20 protein-coding genes are annotated in these 20,468 nt (G+C 64.1%); 16 read left to right on the top strand and 4 right to left on the bottom strand.

Features of this window, described 5'->3' with window-relative positions; translation table 11 throughout:
- From JQ632_RS11880 to JQ632_RS11890, 3 genes are all read right to left on the bottom strand, one after another.
- Positions 1-1,011, bottom strand: a complete 1,011-nt coding sequence (locus JQ632_RS11880) for a branched-chain amino acid ABC transporter permease (RefSeq protein ID WP_212402500.1) — start codon at positions 1,009-1,011, stop codon at positions 1-3.
- Between the two features lie 187 nt (positions 1,012-1,198).
- Entirely contained in the window at positions 1,199-2,026 is an 828-nt protein-coding gene (locus tag JQ632_RS11885) for an AraC family transcriptional regulator (RefSeq protein WP_212402501.1), read from the bottom strand.
- Between the two features lie 136 nt (positions 2,027-2,162).
- The gene (locus tag JQ632_RS11890) at positions 2,163-3,413 is read right to left on the bottom strand and encodes an ABC transporter substrate-binding protein (protein ID WP_212402502.1); all 1,251 of its coding nucleotides are present in this window, start codon (positions 3,411-3,413) and stop codon (positions 2,163-2,165) included.
- A gap of 296 nt (positions 3,414-3,709) precedes the next feature.
- Here JQ632_RS11890 and JQ632_RS11895 point away from each other — a divergent pair, with 296 nt between their 5' ends.
- The 8 genes from JQ632_RS11895 (at position 3,710) to mmsB (ending at position 12,973) form a co-directional block, all read left to right on the top strand.
- On the top strand, positions 3,710-4,891 hold the full coding sequence (locus tag JQ632_RS11895; RefSeq protein ID WP_212402503.1) for a fumarylacetoacetate hydrolase family protein: 1,182 nt from the start codon (positions 3,710-3,712) through the stop codon (positions 4,889-4,891).
- A 325-nt stretch (positions 4,892-5,216) separates the two neighbouring features.
- Positions 5,217-5,978 (top strand): FadR/GntR family transcriptional regulator, encoded by a 762-nt coding sequence (locus JQ632_RS11900; protein ID WP_212402504.1) that lies wholly within the window; start codon positions 5,217-5,219, stop codon positions 5,976-5,978.
- Positions 5,975-6,901, top strand: coding sequence for a Gfo/Idh/MocA family protein (locus JQ632_RS11905; protein ID WP_212402505.1), 927 nt, complete (start codon positions 5,975-5,977; stop codon positions 6,899-6,901). The genes JQ632_RS11900 and JQ632_RS11905 overlap by 4 nt, the downstream gene beginning before the upstream one ends.
- 2 nt (positions 6,902-6,903) lie before the next feature.
- A complete protein-coding gene (locus JQ632_RS11910) occupies positions 6,904-7,977 on the top strand; it encodes an aldose epimerase family protein (RefSeq protein ID WP_212402506.1) in 1,074 nt (357 codons plus the stop codon).
- Positions 7,974-8,855, top strand: coding sequence for an SMP-30/gluconolactonase/LRE family protein (locus JQ632_RS11915; protein WP_212402507.1), 882 nt, complete (start codon positions 7,974-7,976; stop codon positions 8,853-8,855). Before JQ632_RS11910 ends, JQ632_RS11915 begins: the two co-directional genes overlap by 4 nt.
- Positions 8,856-8,929: 74 nt before the next feature.
- On the top strand, positions 8,930-10,003 hold the full coding sequence (gene chvE, locus JQ632_RS11920; protein WP_212402508.1) for a multiple monosaccharide ABC transporter substrate-binding protein: 1,074 nt from the start codon (positions 8,930-8,932) through the stop codon (positions 10,001-10,003).
- 205 nt (positions 10,004-10,208) lie between these two features.
- A complete protein-coding gene (gene mmsA / locus JQ632_RS11925) occupies positions 10,209-11,786 on the top strand; it encodes a multiple monosaccharide ABC transporter ATP-binding protein (RefSeq protein ID WP_212402509.1) in 1,578 nt (525 codons plus the stop codon).
- Entirely contained in the window at positions 11,783-12,973 is a 1,191-nt protein-coding gene (gene mmsB / locus JQ632_RS11930; RefSeq protein WP_212402510.1) for a multiple monosaccharide ABC transporter permease, read from the top strand. The genes mmsA and mmsB overlap by 4 nt, the downstream gene beginning before the upstream one ends.
- A gap of 151 nt (positions 12,974-13,124) precedes the next feature.
- On the opposite strand, the gene JQ632_RS11935 is transcribed toward mmsB, so the two are convergent.
- The gene (locus tag JQ632_RS11935) at positions 13,125-13,280 is read right to left on the bottom strand and encodes a hypothetical protein (protein ID WP_212402511.1); all 156 of its coding nucleotides are present in this window, start codon (positions 13,278-13,280) and stop codon (positions 13,125-13,127) included.
- Positions 13,281-13,584: 304 nt separating this feature from the next.
- Here JQ632_RS11935 and JQ632_RS11940 point away from each other — a divergent pair, with 304 nt between their 5' ends.
- The 8 genes from JQ632_RS11940 (at position 13,585) to JQ632_RS11975 (ending at position 20,464) form a co-directional block, all read left to right on the top strand.
- Positions 13,585-14,160: a cytochrome c oxidase subunit 3 family protein gene (locus tag JQ632_RS11940; protein ID WP_212402512.1), complete on the top strand. Its 576-nt coding sequence runs from the start codon at positions 13,585-13,587 to the stop codon at positions 14,158-14,160.
- The gene (locus JQ632_RS11945; protein WP_212402513.1) at positions 14,157-14,417 is read left to right on the top strand and encodes a cytochrome C oxidase subunit IV family protein; all 261 of its coding nucleotides are present in this window, start codon (positions 14,157-14,159) and stop codon (positions 14,415-14,417) included. The genes JQ632_RS11940 and JQ632_RS11945 overlap by 4 nt, the downstream gene beginning before the upstream one ends.
- 115 nt (positions 14,418-14,532) lie before the next feature.
- Entirely contained in the window at positions 14,533-14,985 is a 453-nt protein-coding gene (locus JQ632_RS11950; RefSeq protein ID WP_212402514.1) for a cytochrome c, read from the top strand.
- Between the two features lie 35 nt (positions 14,986-15,020).
- The gene (locus JQ632_RS11955; RefSeq protein WP_212402515.1) at positions 15,021-16,367 is read left to right on the top strand and encodes a cbb3-type cytochrome c oxidase subunit I; all 1,347 of its coding nucleotides are present in this window, start codon (positions 15,021-15,023) and stop codon (positions 16,365-16,367) included.
- 66 nt (positions 16,368-16,433) lie between these two features.
- On the top strand, positions 16,434-17,246 hold the full coding sequence (locus tag JQ632_RS11960; RefSeq protein WP_212402516.1) for a CbbQ/NirQ/NorQ/GpvN family protein: 813 nt from the start codon (positions 16,434-16,436) through the stop codon (positions 17,244-17,246).
- 10 nt (positions 17,247-17,256) lie between these two features.
- Entirely contained in the window at positions 17,257-19,170 is a 1,914-nt protein-coding gene (locus JQ632_RS11965; protein ID WP_212402517.1) for a nitric oxide reductase activation protein NorD, read from the top strand.
- A gap of 140 nt (positions 19,171-19,310) precedes the next feature.
- Positions 19,311-19,715, top strand: coding sequence for a DUF2237 family protein (locus tag JQ632_RS11970; RefSeq protein ID WP_212402518.1), 405 nt, complete (start codon positions 19,311-19,313; stop codon positions 19,713-19,715).
- A gap of 83 nt (positions 19,716-19,798) precedes the next feature.
- Positions 19,799-20,464 carry an HAD family hydrolase gene (locus JQ632_RS11975; RefSeq protein ID WP_212402519.1) on the top strand — a complete coding sequence of 222 codons (666 nt, stop codon included), beginning with the start codon at positions 19,799-19,801 and terminating at the stop codon, positions 20,462-20,464.
- Positions 20,465-20,468 lie beyond the last annotated feature (4 nt).

Raw genomic sequence — 20,468 nt, forward strand, 5'->3', positions numbered from 1 at the left:
TCAGCGCCTCGCCAACAGGCCCTGCGGCCGCACCGCCAGCACCAGCACCATGATCAGAAAGGTGACGACGATGGCGTAGGTCGGGATGTAGACGGAGCCGAGCTGCTCGGCGAGCCCGATGATGAGCGCGCCGAGGGCCGCGCCGGGGATCGAGCCCATGCCGCCGACGATGACGACGACGAGGGAGGCGAGCAGGAATCTTATGTCCTCGCCGGGAGATAGCGACTGGAAGGTGCCGCCGACGACGCCGGCAATGCCGGCAAGTCCGGCGCCGAGTGCAAAGACAAGCACGAAGACGAGCTGGATGCGCACGCCGGTCGCAGCGAGAATGTCGCGGTCGTCGACACCGGCGCGGACGATCATTCCGATGCGGGTGCGGTTGAGCGCGAGCCACATCGCGACGCCGATCACGACGGAGGCGAGGAAGATCACGAGCCGGACCAGCGGATAGCGGAGATAGACCGGCTCGCCGGAGGATTTGATCGCCGTGATCAGCGGCAGATCGATCGGGCCGATCAGCCAGCTCGGCGTCTGGATCTGGTAGAAATCGCCGCCGCAGGCCCAGAGCATCAGATCGGCAAAGACGATCGAGAGGCCGATCGTGACCATCGTTTGCCGAAGATCCTGTCCCTCCATGCGGCGGAACACGATCACCTGCAGGAGCACGCCGACCAGCGCGGTCAGGATGAAGGCGATGATGAAGGAGAGGATCCAGGAGCCGGTCGAGGCACTGATGGCGTAGCCGATATAGCCGCCAAACAGATAAAGCGAGCCGTGCGCGAGATTGACGTTGCGCATCAGGCCGAAGATCAGCGTAAAGCCGCTCGCGACCAGGAAGTAGAGGCCGCCCAGCGTGATGCCGTTGAAGACGGCGTTGAGGAAGACGCGCTTGCGGCCGATCGCCTCTTCAAGCCCGGGCGGCCACACCGCAAAGATCAGCCAGAGCAGGATCGCGAGCGCGATGATGGCGATCAGCGCCCAGACCGGATGGCGTTCGACAAAGCGTGTCATGGCTTAGCCTCGCCCCGCTGGCGGGGAAGGGCAGCAATCGGGTCGGACAGCCTTCCGCAGGCTGCGTACCTCGCCATGGACGTGCGTCCTCCCTGGACTCGCGATCCTCTTTTCGGGATCGCGTTCCGCACATCCTATCGGGGCCGCAAGGCCGGTGTTTGATTGTCAGTATCTTTTCGCGCAGCCGTCAGGCGCGCAAGACCTTGGCCGCGCGACGATAATCGGTCGGAGCCATGCCGACATTGGCGGCGAAGAAGCGGGTGAAACCGCTTTGCGAGGAGAAGCCGAGATCGAAGCCGATATCGGCGATCGGCGCTTCGCTGGCGACCAGCGCTTCCAGCGCCTGTTCCATGATCAGCGTGTTGAGATAGAGGTGCGGCGTGACGCCGGTCTGGGTGCGGAACAGCCGGTAGAAGTGCGGCCGCGACAGGCCGGATTCACGCGCGATCGTGTCCAGCTCCATCTCGGCGCCCGGGCTTTCCGACATCAGCTTGATGCATTTGCGGACGCGAAAATCGGTGACGGTGCCGCCGGCGCGCGGATCGCGGGCGATGTCCGCCTGCTGCCAGCTTTCGTCGTAACAGATGTCGATCAGCCGCCGCAGCTCGGAATCGAGGCTGGAGAGCGAGGGGGCACCGCACACCAGCGCGGCCGTGCGGCGGATGTGCTTATCGAGTGCGACTGTGCGCTTGAACTGGGTGCGGCCGAAGCGCAGGCGGTCGGCACCAGGCGCATCGGGCGCGAACCACTCCGCATTGACGTAGAGCACGAAGAAGATCGCGCCGCCTTCGAGATCTGAGGGCAGGAAGTTGTGTGGTTCCCACGGATTGACGGCGACCACGGAGCCTTCAGTCAGTTCGTAGCGCCCATCGTTGACATCAATGCAAGCAGGCATGCCACCGACATGGAAGATCAGATGACCTTCGCGATGCGCGTGGATGTTGAAAGGGCGGTTCAACTGATAAACCGTCGCCCGACCGAACCGGCCGTGGAAGACGGCGAGCGCCCGGCTCATGCCTTCCCTCCCGATATCATCTTATTTTGTTTGCTCGCTTTCCCGACAGCGTTGAACAACCGGGGAGAGATTGCAAGGGCGGAAGTCTCCGCGCATGCAAATCGCTCCCCGGCTGCTCATTTGCGAACGTGATGCGTCAGTACTTCTTACATTCAGGTACTGTACGGCTCGGCAAGCCGATCTTGGCGAACACCGCCGGATCGTAGCCGAGCGTCTGGTTCACGTTCGGGATGACCTTGACGACCTTGCTGAACAGGGCGCCCTTGCCGTCATCGACGACTTCGGTGACAAAGTTGGTGCCGATCGCCTGGCGGTTGGAGTCGAGCTTGATCTTGCCGTTGGGCGCATCGATCTCGAGTTTTGCCAGCGCCTCCTTGAACTTCGACTGGTTGTTGGAGAGATCGCCGTTGACCGCGCGCAATCCGAGGATCAGCGCCATCGTCGAGCCGTAATAGTTGGTCGCGAGCAGTGAGGGGCTCGGGAAACGCTTGTTCGGCGGGAAGGCGTCCTGATAGGCCTTCACGAATTTCTGCCAACCCGGATCTTCCCAGGTGTCGGCCTGGCCGCTCGCCGCGATCGTGCCGATCAGTGCGTTCTTGGCGTTGCCCTTGGAGGACAGGATGGTCTGATCGATCATGATCGAGCCACCCATCAGATGCGCCTTGCCGCCGGCCTGCTGATACTGGTTGAGGAAGTTGACGGCATCCGCGCCGCCGAGGCCGAGATAGATCGCGTCGACATCGTCAGGCAATGCCGCGATGACCGAGGCAAAGTCCTTGGTTCCCAGCGGCACCCATTGGCGGTTCGTGACCTGTCCGCCCATGCCGCAGAATTCGAGCACGAGGCCGAACACCTGGGTGTAGATGAAGGAGTAGTCCTCGCCGACGGTCGCGATCTTGCGATACTTCTTTTCATCATAGGCGTATTTGCCGAGGCCAACCTGCCACTGGGCGCCGTCCATGTTGTAGCGGAAGAAGTTCGGCGCGGGATCGACATAGGTCGTTTCCTGGGCGCCGGAGGCGGCGTTGATGAAGGTCAGCTCGGGGTGGGTTTTTGCAAAATTCTTCACCGCGATGCCTTCGTCGCCTGACAGCGGCGACAGCAGGATCTGCACCTTGTCCTGCTCGATCAGCTTGCGGACGGCGCGAACGGCGGAGTCGGGCGTCGCGTCCGTGGAGGCTATGACGAATTCGAGTTCCTTGTCGCCGATTTTCTTGCCGAGCACGTTGAGCGCGGTCTGGTGGCCGCGGATGCCGTCCTCCCCGAGCACGGTATAGGTGCCTTCGAGCGTCGCGGTGACGCCGACCTTGATCTTTTCCTGAGCCATCGCCGCGCCTGATAGAAACAAGGCGCTCAGCGCGATAAGTCCCACACTGCCTTTCAACATTGCTCTCCTCCCTGCGTCGTAGATTGTTCGCCGCGTCCGTTTGCGTGGCGCGGTTCTTGGAATGAAAGCTAACCGAACTCGAATGCAGCGCACGCGTCGGAGGGCTGTACGGCTTAACGGGCAGTCTCATTTTGAATGTTGCGTCGCAAATGGTTCCGCGGTGCAATAGGGCCGCGCGCGCGGGTTGGTTGAATCGCAGTTCTGCCAGTAGCGCTGTGCCTGCAAATGGTGTTTTTGGTATCGCGGCGAGCGCCGCAAATGATTGGCGATCATGAGACTGGAAAAGGACGGACGCGATGAAGTCGGAAGCGGCACTGACGGCAAATGAGCTTCTGCCCGAGGACGGAACGAAGGGGACATTGGCAGGGCGCGTCTGGCTGCCGCAGGCCGACGGTCCGGCCGTGGTCGCCGTGCGCGGCGACGGCGTGTTCGACGTCACCGCGCGCTTTCCGACCATCAGCGCGCTGTGCGAGGAAGAGAACCCGGCCAAGGCGCTGCGCGAGTCCAAGGGCGAGCGCATCGGCGATCTCGAGGCGATCGCGGCCAACACGCCGCCCGATCATCGCGACCGGCAGAAGCCGTGGCTGCTCGCCCCGGTCGATCTACAGACGCTGAAGGCGGCCGGCGTCACCTTTGCCGTCTCGATGCTGGAGCGGGTGATCGAGGAGAAGGCCAAGGGCAATCCGGCTTCAGCCGAAGCGATCCGCAAAGAGGTGACGCGGCTGATCGGCGACGATCTGTCAAAGCTCAAGCCGGGCTCGGACCAGGCGATGCGGCTAAAGCAGGTGCTGATCGATCAGAACGCCTGGAGCCAGTATCTGGAGGTCGGCATCGGCCCCGATGCCGAGGTCTTCACCAAGGCGCCGACGATGTCATCGGTCGGGTCGGGCATGGATGCGGGACTGCATCCGAAATCGACCTGGAACAATCCCGAGCCGGAGCTGGTGCTGTTCGTCTCCAGCCGCGGCAGGATCGTCGGCGGCGCGCTCGGCAACGACGTCAACCTGCGCGACTTCGAAGGACGTTCGGCATTGTTGCTGTCGAAGGCCAAGGACAACAACGCCTCGTGCTCGATCGGCCCGCTGCTGCGCCTGTTCGACGACACGTTCACCCTCGATGACGCGCGCAAGCTCGACATCAGCCTCAACGTGAAGGGGCAGGACGGCTTCGTTCTCAACGGCCACTCCTCGATCAGCAAGATCAGCCGCGATCCGACCGATCTCGTCGCGCAGACGATCGGATCCGTGCATCAATATCCGGATGGCTTCGTGCTGTTCCTCGGCACGATGTTCGCGCCGGTCGAAGATCGCGACGCGCCGGGGCAGGGATTTACCCACAAGCGCGACGACATCGTCACGATCTCGGCGCCGCAGCTCGGCAAGCTGGTCAACCGGATGCGCACCAGCGACGAATGCGAGCCCTGGAGTTTTGGCATCGGTGCGCTGATGAAGAACCTTGCGCAGCGGAAAGTCATCTGACCGCAGGGCATATCTGCCGGCCGGCCGCGTGGTCGGCCGGCCGGATCTTTTTTCTGCAAAACAACCCCATGCAAAGTAGAAAAGGGGCCCGATGAGGGGAATCGCGAAATAGTCAGATAATATGACTAGTCGCCGCTCGAATTCCGTGAAATAGTGCGTCCGACCGCCCAAAGAGGCAGGAATACGGTGCCATGATACCGATTGGCGCCCAAAGACGAAATCGGGAGACGCGCCTCATGATCCAATATCCCTCACGCCAGCCTACCGCCGCCTGATCCGTTCTGACAGCGATCAATTGCGCTTGCCAGAGGGGGAGAGCAACATCATGGCCTCGCGTATCGTGGTCATTCCGACGCGGCGTGCGCATTCCAACCACGCCGAAGTCGCCCGATCGATCGGCATCGACATCATCGCCGGCCGTTATGCCGAAGGGACCCGGCTGCCGGGCGATACCGAATTGACCTCGATGTTCGGCGTCTCGAGACCGGTGCTGCGCGAAAGCGTGAAGACGCTCGTCGCAAAGGGCTTGCTCACGACCAAAGCCCGGGTCGGCACGGTCGTACGCGAGCGCGTCGCCTGGAACATGTTCGACGCCGATGTGCTGGCCTGGCATCTCGATGCCGGCATCGACAAACGCTTCCTCGACGATCTCGCCGAGATCCGGCTCGCGGTCGAGCCACGCGCGGCCGCGCTCGCGGCCATGCAGCGCTCGGAGGGGGATATCGCGGAGCTCAGGCGCGCCATGGATCGGATGCGCAAGGAAGCCTCCGACTCCGCCGACTTTGCCGACGCCGACCTTGCGCTTCATGTCGGCGTGGCGCGCGCGTCAGGCAATCTGTTCATGCGCTCGATCGGCCACGTCATCGAGGCCGCCTTGCGGGCGTCGTTCCTGCTCAGCGCTCCCGTCGAACCGGAAGACCGCGAGACCGTGCTGCTCTGGCATCAGAAGATCGTCGATGCCATCGCGGCCGGTGACACCGAATCCGCTTTCCAGGCGATGGTGTTCGTCATTCACAACGGTATGAGCCGCCATGAGGGCACGGTGATCGAAGCAGCGATGGCCGCAGATTCCGGAGATCCGTCGTGACCGAGCTTCGCATTGCCATCGTCGGTTTCGGCAAGATCGCGCGCGACCAGCATGTCGCGGCAATCGCGGCGACGCCGGGCGCAACGCTTGCCGCGATCGCGAGCCGCAACGCATCACTGCCGGACCTGCCGCATTTTGCGACCATCGAAGACCTCCTGAGCAAGGGCCCGCCGATCGACGCGGTCTCGCTGTGCACGCCGCCGCAGGTGCGCCGCGCGCAGGCAGCCAGCGCGCTCGCCGCCGGCAAGCATGTGATGCTGGAGAAGCCGCCGGGCGTCAGCGTCAGTGAGCTCGATCCGCTGATCGCTATGGCCCAGCATTCGAAGCGCACGCTGTTTGCGACCTGGCATTCGCGCTATGCGCCGGCGGTCGAGCCGGCGCGGGCATGGCTTGCCGCGCGCCGCATTTCGTCCGTCCACATCAGCTGGATGGAGGATGTCCGCGTCTGGCATCCCGGGCAGACCTGGATCTGGCAGCCGGGCGGGCTTGGCGTGTTCGACCCCGGCATCAACGCGCTCTCGATCCTGACCCGCATCATGCCACGCCCGGTGTTTGTGACAGGAGCAACGCTGTCATTTCCTTCCAATTGCGAGGCGCCGATTGCGGCGGACCTGACGCTGGCGGATGCGACCGGCCTGCCTGTTACGGCCGAATTCGACTTCCGCCAGACCGGTCCGCAAAGCTGGGACATTGTCGTGGAGACCGACGGCGGTCGCATGACGCTGTCCGGCGGCGGCAGGCGCATGGCGGTGGACGGCAAGGTGCTGTCCGAGGCACCGGATGCCGAGTACCGCGAGCTCTATCATCGTTTTGTCGAACTTGCGGCGACAGGTGCCGCCGACGTCGACCTTGCGCCGTTCCGTCTCGTCGCCGACGCGTTCATGCTCGGCAAGCGCACGCTCGTCGAACCGTTCGTGGATTGATCATGGCCGAGTCGCGCATCGCAGGAGAGGTTTTCGGACGGCTGCCGGACGGCCGCGCCGTCCAGCGCGTGACCCTGCGCGGGCAGGGCGGGTTCGAAGCGCGTATCATCAATTTCGGCGCGGCGCTCCAGGCGCTGATCGTGCCTGATGCGAAGGGCGGCTGCGAGGACGTGACGCTCGGCTATGACGAGCTTGCCGGCTATGTCACGGAGCGAAAGTTTTTCGGCGCGACCGTGGGCCGCTACGCCAACCGTATCGCAAATGCGCAGTTCGTCCTCGACGGCGCGACGGTACAGCTCGAGGCCAATAACGGACCGAATGCGCTGCATGGCGGACCGAACGGCTTTGACCGGAAATTGTGGGACATTGCCGACATCGCCGACGGTGCGGAGCCCGCGGTTACGCTCAGCTATGTCAGCGAGCATGGCGAGGAGAACTATCCGGGCCGGCTGGCGGTGCGTCTCACCTACCGCGTCACCGGTCCGGCCGAATTGTCGATGGAGTTCGAGGCCCGAACCGATCGGCCGACGATCCTCAATTTGACCAATCACAGCTTCTTCAACCTGGAAGGCGCGACCTCCGGCCTCGACACGCTCGATCACCGGCTGACGCTGACATCAGATCATTTCCTGGCGATCGATCCCACCGCCATTCCGTTGCCGGGGCCGCCGCATCCGGTGGCGGGCACGCCGTTCGACTTCCGCGTTGCGACGCCGGTCGGCGCGCGAATTCGCGAAAGCCACGAGCAGTTGCGCAACGGCAAGGGCTACGACCACAATTTCTGCTTCGCGCCCGACGGCATCGTGAAGCTCGCAGCGCGGCTGGAAGCGCCGCGCTCGGGGCGCGTGCTCGAACTGCTGACCGATCAGCCGGGCCTGCAGGTCTACTCCGGCAACTATCTCGACGGCTCGGTGCTCGGCAAGGGCGGCAAGCTCTACCGACAATCCGACGCGATCTGCCTGGAGCCGCAGGTGTGGCCGAATTCGCCAAACCGGCCGGACTTTCCGAGCCCCATCCTGAGGCCCGACGGCGTCTATCGGCACCGCACGGTCTATCGCTTTGGGGTGCAGACATGATCGAGCAGGTGCAGACCTCAGTCCTGTGCGATGAACATTGCCATCTCGGCGAGGGGCCGACTTACGATCCGGCGACGGATACGGCGTGGTGGTTCGATATTCGCGAGGCAAAGCTGTACGAGGCCCATCTCGGCAGTGGTGCGCTGAAGGCCCACAATCTCGGCCGCATGGCGAGCGCGCTTGGACGGATCGATGCCGAGCGCCAGTTGATCGTCGCGGAAGACGGTCTCTACATCCGCAGCGTCGCTGACGGCGCGATGACGCTCTACCGTCCGCTCGAAGCCGACAATCCCCGCACGCGCTCCAACGATTCCCGCGTTCATCCCTCCGGCACGTTCTGGATCGGCACGATGGGAAAGAAGGCGGAGCCCCTGGCAGGCGCGATCTACGCGCTGCATCGCGGGGAGATCTCAACGCTCTATCCCGGCGTCACCATTCCGAATTCGATCTGCTTCTCGCCAGACGGGGCAACCGGCTACTTTGCCGACACCGGCCGCAACGAGCTCTTCAGTGTCGCGCTCGACCCCGCGACGGGATTGCCGCGCGGCGAGCCAAAACTGCTGGTGCGCCATCGCGGCATCGGCGGTATCGACGGCTCCGTGGTCGATGCCGACGGCTTGATCTGGAATGCGCGCTGGGGCGGCGGCTGCGTCGACGTCTACAGCCCGCAAGGCGAACACCTGCGCTCGCTGCGCGTTCCCGCCTTGCAGTCGAGCTGTCCGGCCTTTGTCGGGGCCGACCTGTCTCGTCTGCTCGTCACCTCGGCCTGGCAGGATATGGATGAAGCGGCACGCGCCGCCGATCCGCAGGCCGGCTGCACATTTCTGTTGGAGGTTTCTGCGCGCGGTCGCGCGGAGCCCGACGTCAAGCTCGCATAGGAGACCCAAGACAGAGCATCACACCGAGTTCTCACTGCAAACGAAGCGTTCGTAAACCCTAAAGGGAGTGAAACATGACGAAACTGAAGACGACTTTTCTCGCACTGGCATTCGCCGGCGCGGCCGCGCTCGCCTCATCCGGCGGCGCTTGCGCGCAGGACAAGGGCACGGTCGGCATTTCCATGCCGACGAAGTCGTCCGCACGCTGGATCGACGACGGCAACAACATGGTCAAGGTGCTGAAGGAGCGCGGCTACGCCACCGACCTGCAATATGCCGAGGACGATATCCCGAACCAGCTCTCGCAGGTCGAGAACATGGTGACCAAGGGCGCCAAGGTGCTGGTGATCGCCGCCATCGACGGCACCACGCTGTCCGACGTGCTCAAGCAGGCCAAGGCCAAGGGCGTCACCGTGATCGCCTATGACCGCCTGATCCGCGGCACGCCGAATGTCGACTACTACGCGACCTTCGACAACTTCCAGGTCGGCGTGCTCCAGGCGGATTCGCTCGTGCAGGGGCTCGGCCTGAAGGATGGCAAGGGTCCGTTCAACATCGAGCTGTTCGGCGGCTCGCCCGACGACAACAACGCCTACTTCTTCTACAACGGCGCCATGAGCGTGCTGAAGCCCTACATCGACAGCGGCAAGCTCGTCGTTGCTTCCGGCCAGATGGGCATGGACAAGGTCGCGACGCTCCGCTGGGACGGCGCCACCGCGCAGGCCCGCATGGACAACCTGCTCAGCGCCTACTACGGCAACAAGAAGGTCAACGCCGTGCTGTCGCCCTATGACGGCCTCTCGATCGGCATCATCTCGTCGCTCAAGGGCGTCGGCTACGGCAGCGCCGGTCAGCCCATGCCTGTGATCAGCGGCCAGGATGCGGAAGTGCCCTCGATCAAGGCGATGCTGCGCGGCGACCAGTATTCGACCATCTTCAAGGACACCCGCGACCTCGCCAAGGTGACCGCTGACATGGTCGATGCGGCGCTGGCCGGCAAGCAGGTCACCGTCAACGACACCAAGACCTACGAGAACGGCGTCAAGACCGTTCCGTCCTTCCTGCTCAAGCCCGTCGTGGTCTACAAGGACAATTGGGAGAAGGTTTTGGTTGACAGCGGCTACTACAAGAAGGCGCAATTCCAGTAAGACTCTCTCTTCTCCTCTCCCCGTTCTTGCGGGGGGGCTTCTTCTCCCTCTCCCCGCTTGCGGGGAGAGGGTTGGGGTGAGGGGGAGTCTCCGCACGGACGGTGACAGTCGGACGCGCAGACTCCCCCTCACCCCAAATCCGCGCTACGCGCGCATTTGGGCCTCTCCCCGCAAGCGGGGAGAGGCGAAGTAAGGACACACGACGATGACCGCAATGCTGGAGATGCGCGGCGTCAGCAAGAGCTTTGCAGGTGTGCAGGCCTTGCGCGACGTCAATTTCTCCGTTCAGGCCGGCCAGATCCACGCCCTGGTGGGCGAGAACGGCGCCGGAAAATCCACCCTGATGAAGGTGTTGAGCGGGGTCTATCCGCACGGCAGCTACGAGGGCACCATCGTCTTTGAGGGCGAGGAGCGGCACTTCCGCGACATCAACGATTCCGAAGCGCTCGGCATCATCATCATCCACCAGGAGCTGGCGCTGATCCCGCTGATGTCGATCGCGGAGAATATCTTTCTCTCGCATCCGCCGTCGCAGCTCGGTGTCATCGACCGTGACGAGGTCTACCGGCGCACGCGGGAACTTCTGGCCCAGGTAGGTCTGAAGGAGTCGCCGGACACGCTGATCACCGACCTTGGCGTCGGCAAGCAGCAACTGGTCGAGATTGCGAAGGCGCTGTCCAAGCGGGTGCGGATGCTGATCCTGGACGAGCCCACCGCCAGCCTGAACGAAGCCGACAGCGCGGCGCTGCTCGAGCGCCTGATGGCATTCCGGGAGCAGGGTATCGGCTCGATCCTGATCTCGCACAAGCTCAACGAGGTCGCCCGCGTCGCCGATCACATCACCGTGCTGCGCGACGGCCGCACCGTTGACGGTATCGATTGCCGGTCCGAGCCCGTGCAGGAAGACCGCATCATCCGCAGCATGGTCAACCGCGATCTCGCCCATCGCTTTCCGGAGCGCAGCGCCAAGGTCGGCGAGCCGGTCCTCGCGGTCGAGAACTGGTCGGTCTATCACCCGATCCACCCGGAGCGGCAGGTCATCAAGAATGTCAGCTTCAATGTGCGACGCGGCGAAGTGGTCGGCATTGCCGGGCTGATGGGCGCCGGCCGCACCGAATTCGCCATGAGCCTGTTCGGGCGGTCCTGGGGATACAACATCAGCGGCCGGATCAGGCTGGAAGGACATGAGGTCCACCTGCCCAACGTCGCCGCGGCGATCGATGCCGGCCTTGCCTATGTCACCGAGGACCGCAAGCAGCTCGGGCTGATCCTGGCCGACGATGTCCGCAAGAATATCACGCTGTCGAGCCTCGACCAGGTTGCCCCGCGCATGGTGATCGACGACATCGCCGAGCTGAAGGTGGCAAGCGATTACCGGAACCGGATGCGGATCCGCTGCTCCGACGTCTATCAGGAGACCGGCCAGCTCTCCGGCGGCAATCAGCAGAAGGTCGTGCTGTCGAAATGGCTGATGACCGATCCAAAGGTCCTGATCCTGGACGAGCCGACGAGGGGTATCGACGTCGGTGCGAAATACGAGATTTACTGTATCATCAATGAACTGGCCGAAGCCGGCCGGGGCGTCGTGGTGATTTCGTCGGAGATGCCGGAGCTGCTCGGCATCTGCGACCGCATCTGCGTAATGAACGACGGCGCCTTTGTCGGCGAGTTTAGGGGTAGCGAGGCGACGCAGGAAAAGATCATGCGCGCCATCATGCGTAACGACAGAAAATTTGCGAACGGCGTGCCTGAGGCCGCGGAGATGGGAGGATCGCAGCCATGACCGACAAGACGGTTTCGCTGCCCGAGGAGCGGCAGCACGGTAGCTTCATCAAGAACAATTTGCGCAATTACGGCATGCTGCTGTCGCTGATCGCGATCATGCTGTTCTTCCAGATCGTCACCGGCGGCACGCTGCTGCAGCCGCTCAACCTGACGAACCTGGTGTTGCAGAACAGCTACATCGTCATCATGGCGCTCGGCATGCTGCTGGTGATCGTCACCGGCCATATCGACCTGTCGGTCGGCTCGGTCGCCGGCTTTGTCGGCGCGGTCGCGGCGCTTCTGATGGTGACGTACAAGGTCGACTACACGGTCGCATTCCTTGCCTGCCTCGTGCTCGGCGCAGCCATCGGCGCGGCACAGGGCTATTGGGTGGCCTATTTCGGTATCCCCTCGTTCATCGTGACGCTGGCCGGCATGCTCGTGTTCAAGGGACTTGCGCTGGCGGTGCTGCAGGGACAGTCGCTCGGGCCGTTCCCGGCGACCTTCCAGAAATTGTCATCGGGCTTCATTCCGGAGCTGCTGCCTGAGGCCGGTACGCTGCATCCGACTTCCATGGTGATCGGCGTGGTGTTGGCGCTGGGGATGGTCTATGCCAGCGCCAAGAGCCGCTCGCGCGAGCTGGCGCACGGCATCGAGGCCGAGCCTTATGCGTTCTTCTTAGGGAAGAGCGTGCTGCTCGCCTGCGTCGTGCTCTATTTCACCTATCTGATCGCCTCGCATCGCGGCCTGCCGAACGTGCTCGTCATCATGACGGCGCTGATCGCGCTCTATGGCTTCGTCACGCGGCGCACCGTGGTCGGGCGGCAGATCTATGCGGTCGGCGGCAACGCAAAAGCGGCAAAACTCTCCGGCATCAAGACGGAGCGACTGACCTTCCTGACGTTCGTCAACATGGGCGTGCTGGCGGCCCTTGCCGGCCTCGTCTTCGCTGCGCGCCTCAACACCGCGACGCCGAAGGCGGGCCTCGGCTTCGAGCTTGACGTCATCGCCGCCTGCTTCATCGGCGGCGCCTCGGCCTATGGCGGTGTCGGGCGCGTCGGCGGCGCCGTGGTCGGCGCCATGATCATGGGTGTGATGAACAACGGCATGTCGATCCTCGGCATCGGCATCGACTACCAGCAGGTGATCAAGGGGCTGGTGCTGCTGGGTGCCGTCTGCATCGACGTGTATAACCAGAGAAGGTGACCTCGCTGCCGTAGGGTGGGCAAAGGCGCGTTAGCGCCGTGCCCACCATCTATCCTCAACGTCGCACAGACCGGTGGGCACGCTTCCGCCTTCGCTCTTCGAGCTACGGCGGACAAGTCGCTTTGCCCACCCTACGCTCCGTTGCCATTCGCTACTGCGTCGTGAACAGCACCACCGCAATCGCGACGGAGAGGGTGACTGCGGAAACGGTCGCCGTCGTCGACAGCACGCCCATCCGCCTGAGCGCCGCGGCGAACAGGATGATGATGGGGGTCGCGGTCATCAGGCCGATTTGCGCATCGCTCATGGTCTTTGCCTGTCGTCGGTCTAGGAACTCCGACCGTTCTTATCGCGGCCGCCCATCGCCGGGATTGCGACGGCGCAAACAACCAGCCGCGAAAAGCGCGATGAATTCAGGTTGAATCATCGCGCTTTAGCTCCTTGTTTGAGCATGATCTCCGCGCAAGCGCGTTCCGCGCTTGTCGCGAGGGAAAACCGCTGCGCACTTTTCCGGATCATGCTCTATCGTTTGATTGCTGTTTGTCCGGCGACAAACTCGGATCCGAGCCGCCAGGATATGCCTCGCGCCGAGGTCCAGACCGGAAGCGCTGATGTCGGCAGCCGATTGCGAGCAACGAGAAACCGGCTGGGGCATTTTGGAAGACCTGCCCGGCGACCCCATGATGTGGGTGCTCATCTTCAGTGAGCTCGCCGTCTTCGGTCTCTGTCTCGGCGCCTTCTCCGTCGCCCGCGCGATTCATCCCGTGATGTTTGCGTCGGGGCAGGCGGCGCTTGATTCCCATCTTGCGGGCATCAACACCGTCGTGCTGGTGACCAGCGGCTGGCTTGCTGCCCGCGGCACGCGCGCCGCGCGGGCCGGCGAACGGGCGGCATCGCGCCGCTGGCTCTGCGGCGCCATGGCGCTGGGCGCCGCGTTCGTGGCGGTCAAGCTGTTCGAATATGCCGGAGAGATCGGCCAGGGAATTGGGCTCGAGACCAGCCCGTTCTTCACCCTGTACTTCCTGTTGACCGGCTTTCACCTCCTGCATGTCTGCCTCGGCATCATCATCCTGGCCGTGGTCATCAGGCGTGCCGAAGCAGTCGGCGTCGAAACGGGAACCGCGTTCTGGCACATGGTCGATCTGGTCTGGATCGTCATGTTTCCGATTCTGTACCTGGTGCGATGATGGCCCGTCTCGATGCGACCTGGCTGCTGCTGATCGGGCTTGCGATCGCAACTGTCGTTGTTCCCTCGCTTCTGCCGCGCGCACTGCTCGCCAACGCCGTGCTGCTGGCCTTTGCCGCTGTCAAGGGCCGCCGCATAGTCCTCGACTATCTCGATCTGCGTGCGGCACCTGCGGTGTGGCGCGGTTTGGTGAGCACGTGGGTGCTCGTCGTCGTGCTGTTCGCCTGGCTCGCCTCGGCCGTGATCGCCCTGATCTGATCGACGCCTGACCATCGTCGCGTTGATTGCGCGCGCACAAATAGCCGCCTGGCGAAGCACGGTAGGAACGGCCCGAGCGCACTTCGCGACCAGCATCACACGGAAAGGATTGGCAATGGCTGAACGCCTGACCAAGTCGGCGGCTCGAAACGTCTTCTACGGCGGATCGGCCTTTTTCTTCGCCATCTTCATCGGGCTGACGGCGCACAGCCATTACTACATGACGACGAGCTCGACGGACACGACCACGCTGACCTCGTCCGTCGCGCGAGGCAAGCATGTGTGGGAGAAGAACTCATGCATCAACTGCCACACCTTGCTGGGCGAGGGCGCCTATTTCGCGCCCGAAGTCGGCAACGTCTGGGATCGCTGGGGCGGTAACGAGGATCCCGCAGGGGCCCGCGAGACGCTGAAGGCCTGGATGCAGGCGCAGCCATCCGGCGCGCCCGGCCGGCGGCAGATGCCGCAGTTCAATCTCAACGACCAGGAACTCAACGATCTCGCCGATTTCCTGCAATGGGTGAACACCATCAAGCGTCAGGAATGGCCGCCGAACAAGGCCGGCTGAGCGCAGCACAATCCCTCAAGACAGAGAGCCTCTCGATGAAATATCAGACCCAGAAAGTCGCGATGCTGTATTTCTACGGCGCGCTGACGCTGTTCCTGGCCCAGGTCGCGTTCGGCCTCGTTGCCGGGACCATCTACGTTCTTCCCAACACGTTGTCGGTCATTCTGCCGTTCAACATCGTCAGGATGATCCACACCAACGCGCTGATCGTGTGGTCTCTGATCGGCTTCATGGGCGCGACCTACTATCTTCTGCCGGAAGAGACCGAGACCGAGCTGTTCAGCCCGTTGCTCGCAAAAATCCAGTTCTGGATGTTCTTTGGCGCGGCGGGTGCGGCTGTGGTGGGCTATCTCTTCCACTATCACGAGGGCCGCGAATTCCTCGAGCAGCCCTTCATCATCAAGGTCGGCATCGTCGTGGTCTGCCTGATGTTCCTGTTCAACGTGACGATGACCGCGCTGAAGGGTCGCAAGACCACGGTCACTAACATCCTTCTGTTCGGCCTGTGGGGCGTCGCGATCTTCTTCCTGTTCGCCTTCTACAATCCGGCCAATCTCGCGGTGGACAAGATGTACTGGTGGTACGTCGTGCATCTCTGGGTCGAGGGCGTCTGGGAGCTGATCATGGCCTCCGTGCTCGCCTTCCTGATGATCAAGCTCAACGGCATCGACCGCGAGGTGGTCGAGAAGTGGCTCTACGTCATCATCGGCCTCGCCCTGTTCTCGGGGATTCTTGGCACCGGCCATCACTTCTACTGGATCGGCGCGCCCGGTTACTGGCAGTGGATCGGCTCGCTGTTCTCCACGCTCGAGGTCGCGCCGTTCTTCACCATGGTGATCTTCACGGTGCAGATGACCTGGAAGGCCGGCCGCAAGCATCCGAACCGCGCGGCCCTGTTGTGGTCGGTCGGCTGCTCGGTGATGGCATTCCTCGGCGCGGGCGTGTGGGGCTTCCTGCACACGCTGTCCTCGGTGAACTACTACACCCACGGCACGCAGGTCACCGCAGCACATGGCCATCTCGCCTTCTTCGGCGCCTATGTGATGTTGAACCTCGCGGTGATGGCCTACGCGGTGCCCGAGCTCAAGCAGCGCGCGCCGTACAACCAGTGGCTCAGCATGGCAAGCTTCTGGATCATGTGCACGGCCATGATGGTGATGACCTTTGCGCTGACCTTTGCCGGCGTGGTCCAGGTTCACCTCCAGCGCGTGCTCGGCCAGAGCTACATGGACGTGCAGGACCAGCTCGCGATGTTCTACTGGGTCCGGCTCGGCTCGGGCGTGTTCGTGGTGATCTCGGCCCTGATGTTCGTCTGGGCGGTGCTGGTCCCCGGACGCGAGCGGAAGGTCGCCATTCCGGCCGCGCTTCAGCCGGCCGAATGAGAAGTGAAGCGGCGGCCGCATCATCTGCGGCCGCCGCCTGCTTGCAAAGTCACGGAGAGATGCCCAATGAAACCCGCGCTTCACGCCATCGCACCCGCCGCGCCAAAGCTTCCGGCCTATGTCCCCAGCGGCAACGAGTGCGCGCTGTTCGAGCACGCCTGGCGGCGCCGCCTGCCGGTCCTGCTCAAGGGGCCGACGGGCTGCGGCAAGACGCGCTTCGTCGCTCACATGGCGGCGCGGCTGGGACTGCCGCTCCACACCGTCGCCTGTCACGACGATCTCACCGCGGCCGATCTCACCGGCCGCTATTTGCTGAGGGGCGGCGACACGATCTGGACTGATGGACCATTGACGCGGGCGGTGCGGGAAGGCGGCATCTGCTATCTCGACGAGGTGGTGGAGGCGCGCAAGGACGTCACGGTCGTTCTGCATCCGCTCACCGACGATCGCCGCATCCTGCCGCTGGAGCGCACCGGCGAGGAGCTCGTTGCACCCGCCGGCTTCATGCTGGTGGTGTCGTATAATCCCGGCTACCAGACCCTGCTGAAGGCGCTAAAGCCCTCGACGCGGCAGCGCTTCGTGGCCATCGAGTTCGACTTCCTGCCGGTCGAGGAAGAAGTCGCCGTGGTTGCCGCCGAGAGCGGGCTTGCCCCCGATCGCGTGCGGCCGCTGGTGCAGCTCGGCGGCCGCCTGCGAACTCTCAAGGGCCACGATCTGGAGGAGGGCGTCTCGACGCGGCTCCTGGTTTACTGTGCGACGCTGATCGCGGCCGGGGCCTCGATCGCCGACGCCGTCCTTGCGGCCATGATCGAGCCGCTGACCGACGATGCGGACGTCAAGGCGGCGCTGCTCGAAGTCGCGCGCGCCGTGATCGGGTGAGGGCCGTCAGATGCTCGACTTCCTCGAGCTGGAGGAAACCGTCGGACGCACCTGGCATCGGCTGGTCGGGGGTACCGCGAGCTATCCGGTTCATGCCGATCACGCGGTGGCGCTGGCCGACATCCGCGCCCAGATCGCGGTGATGTTCCGCGCCCTCGGCGGCGAGGCAGGCGTCCAGATCGCGAGCGTCAGCGCGCGCAGATCCGGGCATCGGCTCGGCTGGCGGCAGCGCATCGGACTCGGCGACGAGCGCCTCGATCAGCCGGGCCGGGATGCCGCAACCGTGTTTCTCCCCGATAGCATCGCGATCTTCGCCGATCGCGCGCTGAACGCCGCGCTCTATCGCTGGCTCGCGGCGTGGTTCGCCGTCGCGCCGACTGAGGCGATCGACGAGGTCGATCCGCTGCGGCGGGATCTGCTCCTGCTGCGGCGGGCAAGTCAGATCGCCGTTTTCGTGCTGACGGAATTTCCCGGGCTCGCGGCGAGCTATGCGAAGCTCGCGGCGGCAACGGCCGCGGCCCGGCCGGATCGGTCCTTGCCCCGTGTCGAGCAGGAGATGGAGCAGGTCGTTCTGGCCCTGCTCGGCAGCCGAAAGCTACCGCAGGGCATGCTGTGGCCGGCCATGACCGGCACGGGCGCGCTGCCGGCAAAGGCGCCGCCGGGATATCGCTCCATCCTGCCGTGTCCGCTGTGGGGCGATTGCTGGACGCGCGATCTCTCGCGGACGCATGCAAACGACGACGAGGCGGCACCGGAGGGCGGAGCGTCGGCGCCGGACGAGCGCAAGCGCTTCGCGGTCCGCGAGCGCAGCGATGACGCCAACCGCCGCGATCCCTTCGTGCTCAACCGCTTCGAGAAGATCCTGGCCATGGCCGAGATGGTCAACGTCGATCGTCCCTCCGACGACACCGAGGACGAGGACGCGCGGAAGGCGGCCGACGATCTCGAGGAGATCGCGATCGGGCAGCGTCGCGGCAAGCCTGCGACCAGGCTCAAATTCGATCTCGACCTGCCGCCGGAGGCGATCGAGGCGTCGCGGCTCGATGCCGGTCTCACCTATCCGGAATGGGACTATCGGAGCCGCTCCTACCTGCCCGATCATTGCCGCGTGCTGGCGAGCGAGGCGTCTGAGACCGGCGAGAGCTGGACGCCGGACGAGGCCATGCGCCGCCACATCCGCCGGGTGCGGCGGCACTTCGAGGTGCTGCGACCGCGGCACGAATTGATGCGCGCGCAGGCCGACGGGCATGATCTCGATCTTGACGCGCTGGTGCGTGCGCGCTGCGATCTGCGCGCGGGCGGGTATGGTTCGGATCGCGTCCATCTGGCGATGCGGCCGCAAGGCCACGATCTCGCCGTCACGCTGTTGGTCGACGTCTCGCTTTCGACCGACGCCTGGGTCGACGGCTATCGCGTGCTCGACGTCGAGAAGGAGGCGTTGCTGGTGCTGGCCAACGGGCTCGCCGCCTGCGGCGATCACCACAGCATCGTGACCTTCACCTCGCGCCGGCGCACATGGGTTCGGCTCGAGACGGTCAAGGCGTTCGGCGAGGCGATGAGTGCGACGGTCGAACGCCGCATCGGCGCGCTGAAGCCCGGCTATTACACCCGCATCGGCGCGGCGGTGCGTCACGCCGCCGCCGAGCTCGCCCGCCAGCCGCAGCGCAAGAAGCTCCTGCTTGTTCTCACCGACGGCAAGCCGAATGACGTCGATCACTACGAAGGACGTTTTGCGGTCGAAGACACCCGCAAATCCGTGCAGGAGGCGCGGCGGCTCGGCATCGCCGTGTTCGGCGTCACCATCGATGCGACCGCGCAATCCTATTTTCCGACCCTGTTCGGGCGGGGCGGCTACGCCATCGTCGGGAACATCAAGCGGTTACCCGCGGCGCTACCGGCGATCTACCGGCAGGTGGCGCATTGACGGACCGGAACGCCCGCTAGCAAATTGGGGATCATTGATCGATTGCATCGGCGCTGTAATATCCGTTCGCGATCGACCGGCAAGTGTGGCGCTGCGCGTCGTGATTGGGATTGGCGATCGCTGGGACCGGGAGCATTGGAATGTTCAGGGACGACGGAAGTGGTGGAGGAGGACGCCGCGCGCCACGGAATGTGCTGGGCGAGCCGTTGGTCGCATGCTCGACGAGCCCGATGACCGGTTTCTATCGCGACGGCTGCTGCAATACCGGTGTAGAGGACGTTGGCAGCCATACGGTTTGCGTGGTGGTGACGGCGGAGTTCCTGACGTTTTCAAGGTCGCGCGGCAACGATCTCCTGACGCCGCTTCCGGAGTACGGCTTTCCGGGCCTGAAGCCCGGCGATCGTTGGTGCCTGTGCGCGCCGCGTTGGCAGGAGGCCTTCGCGGTGGGTCAGGCGCCGCGCGTTGTGCTGCGCGCGACGCACGAGGCGGCCTTGAGCTATTGCGCGCTCGGTGATCTCAAGCGGTTTGCGATCGATTTGGCTTGATCCGGCGCGACAGGGATATGGCCCGGCGGGGAGCTGCTTTGTGGGCTATTGCTCAGTTGGTGGGTATATGATCGAATATCCGGATGGGCATCGGCCAGCCAAAACCCGACCTGATCATCTTCGACTGCGACGGCGTGCTCGTCGACAGCGAGGTGTTGAGCTGCCGCTGCCTGTCGGACACCTTGTCCGAGTTCGGCTTCGATCTCACGCCGGAGCAGGCGCTCGAGTTGTTTTTGGGCCGCAGTACGGCGGCGATCGCGCAGCACTATGGCAAGCTCGGACGGACCGTGCCTGACGCCTTCTGGCCGCAATTGAAATCGCGCGTGCTCACGACGTTCGAGGGGGCGCTTCGGCCTATCCCCGACATCGATGCGGTGGTGTCCGATCTGTCGGCGCCGTTCTGCGTGGCCTCGTCGAGCGATATCGACCGGGTCTCGCTCTCGCTCAACGTCACCGGCCTCGCGCCGTATTTCGGCGATCGGCTCTATACGGCGCAAATGGTCAAGCACGGCAAACCGGCGCCGGATCTGTTTCTTCACGCCGCCGAGAAGATGCGCACGCCGCCCGGGCGGACGCTGGTGATCGAGGACAGTGTCAGCGGGGTGCAGGCGGCCAAGGCTGCGGGCATGACAGTGTGGGGATTTGTCGGCGGCAGCCATTACCTTGCGCGTGACGGCCGCGCTATATTGTCGGCTGCCGGAGCCGATCGGGTCTTCGCGCGCATGACGGATTTTTGGAAGGACGGCTGACGCC

This window comes from Bradyrhizobium liaoningense (genome assembly GCF_018130955.1).
Classification (GTDB): Bacteria; Pseudomonadota; Alphaproteobacteria; order Rhizobiales; family Xanthobacteraceae; genus Bradyrhizobium; species Bradyrhizobium liaoningense_C.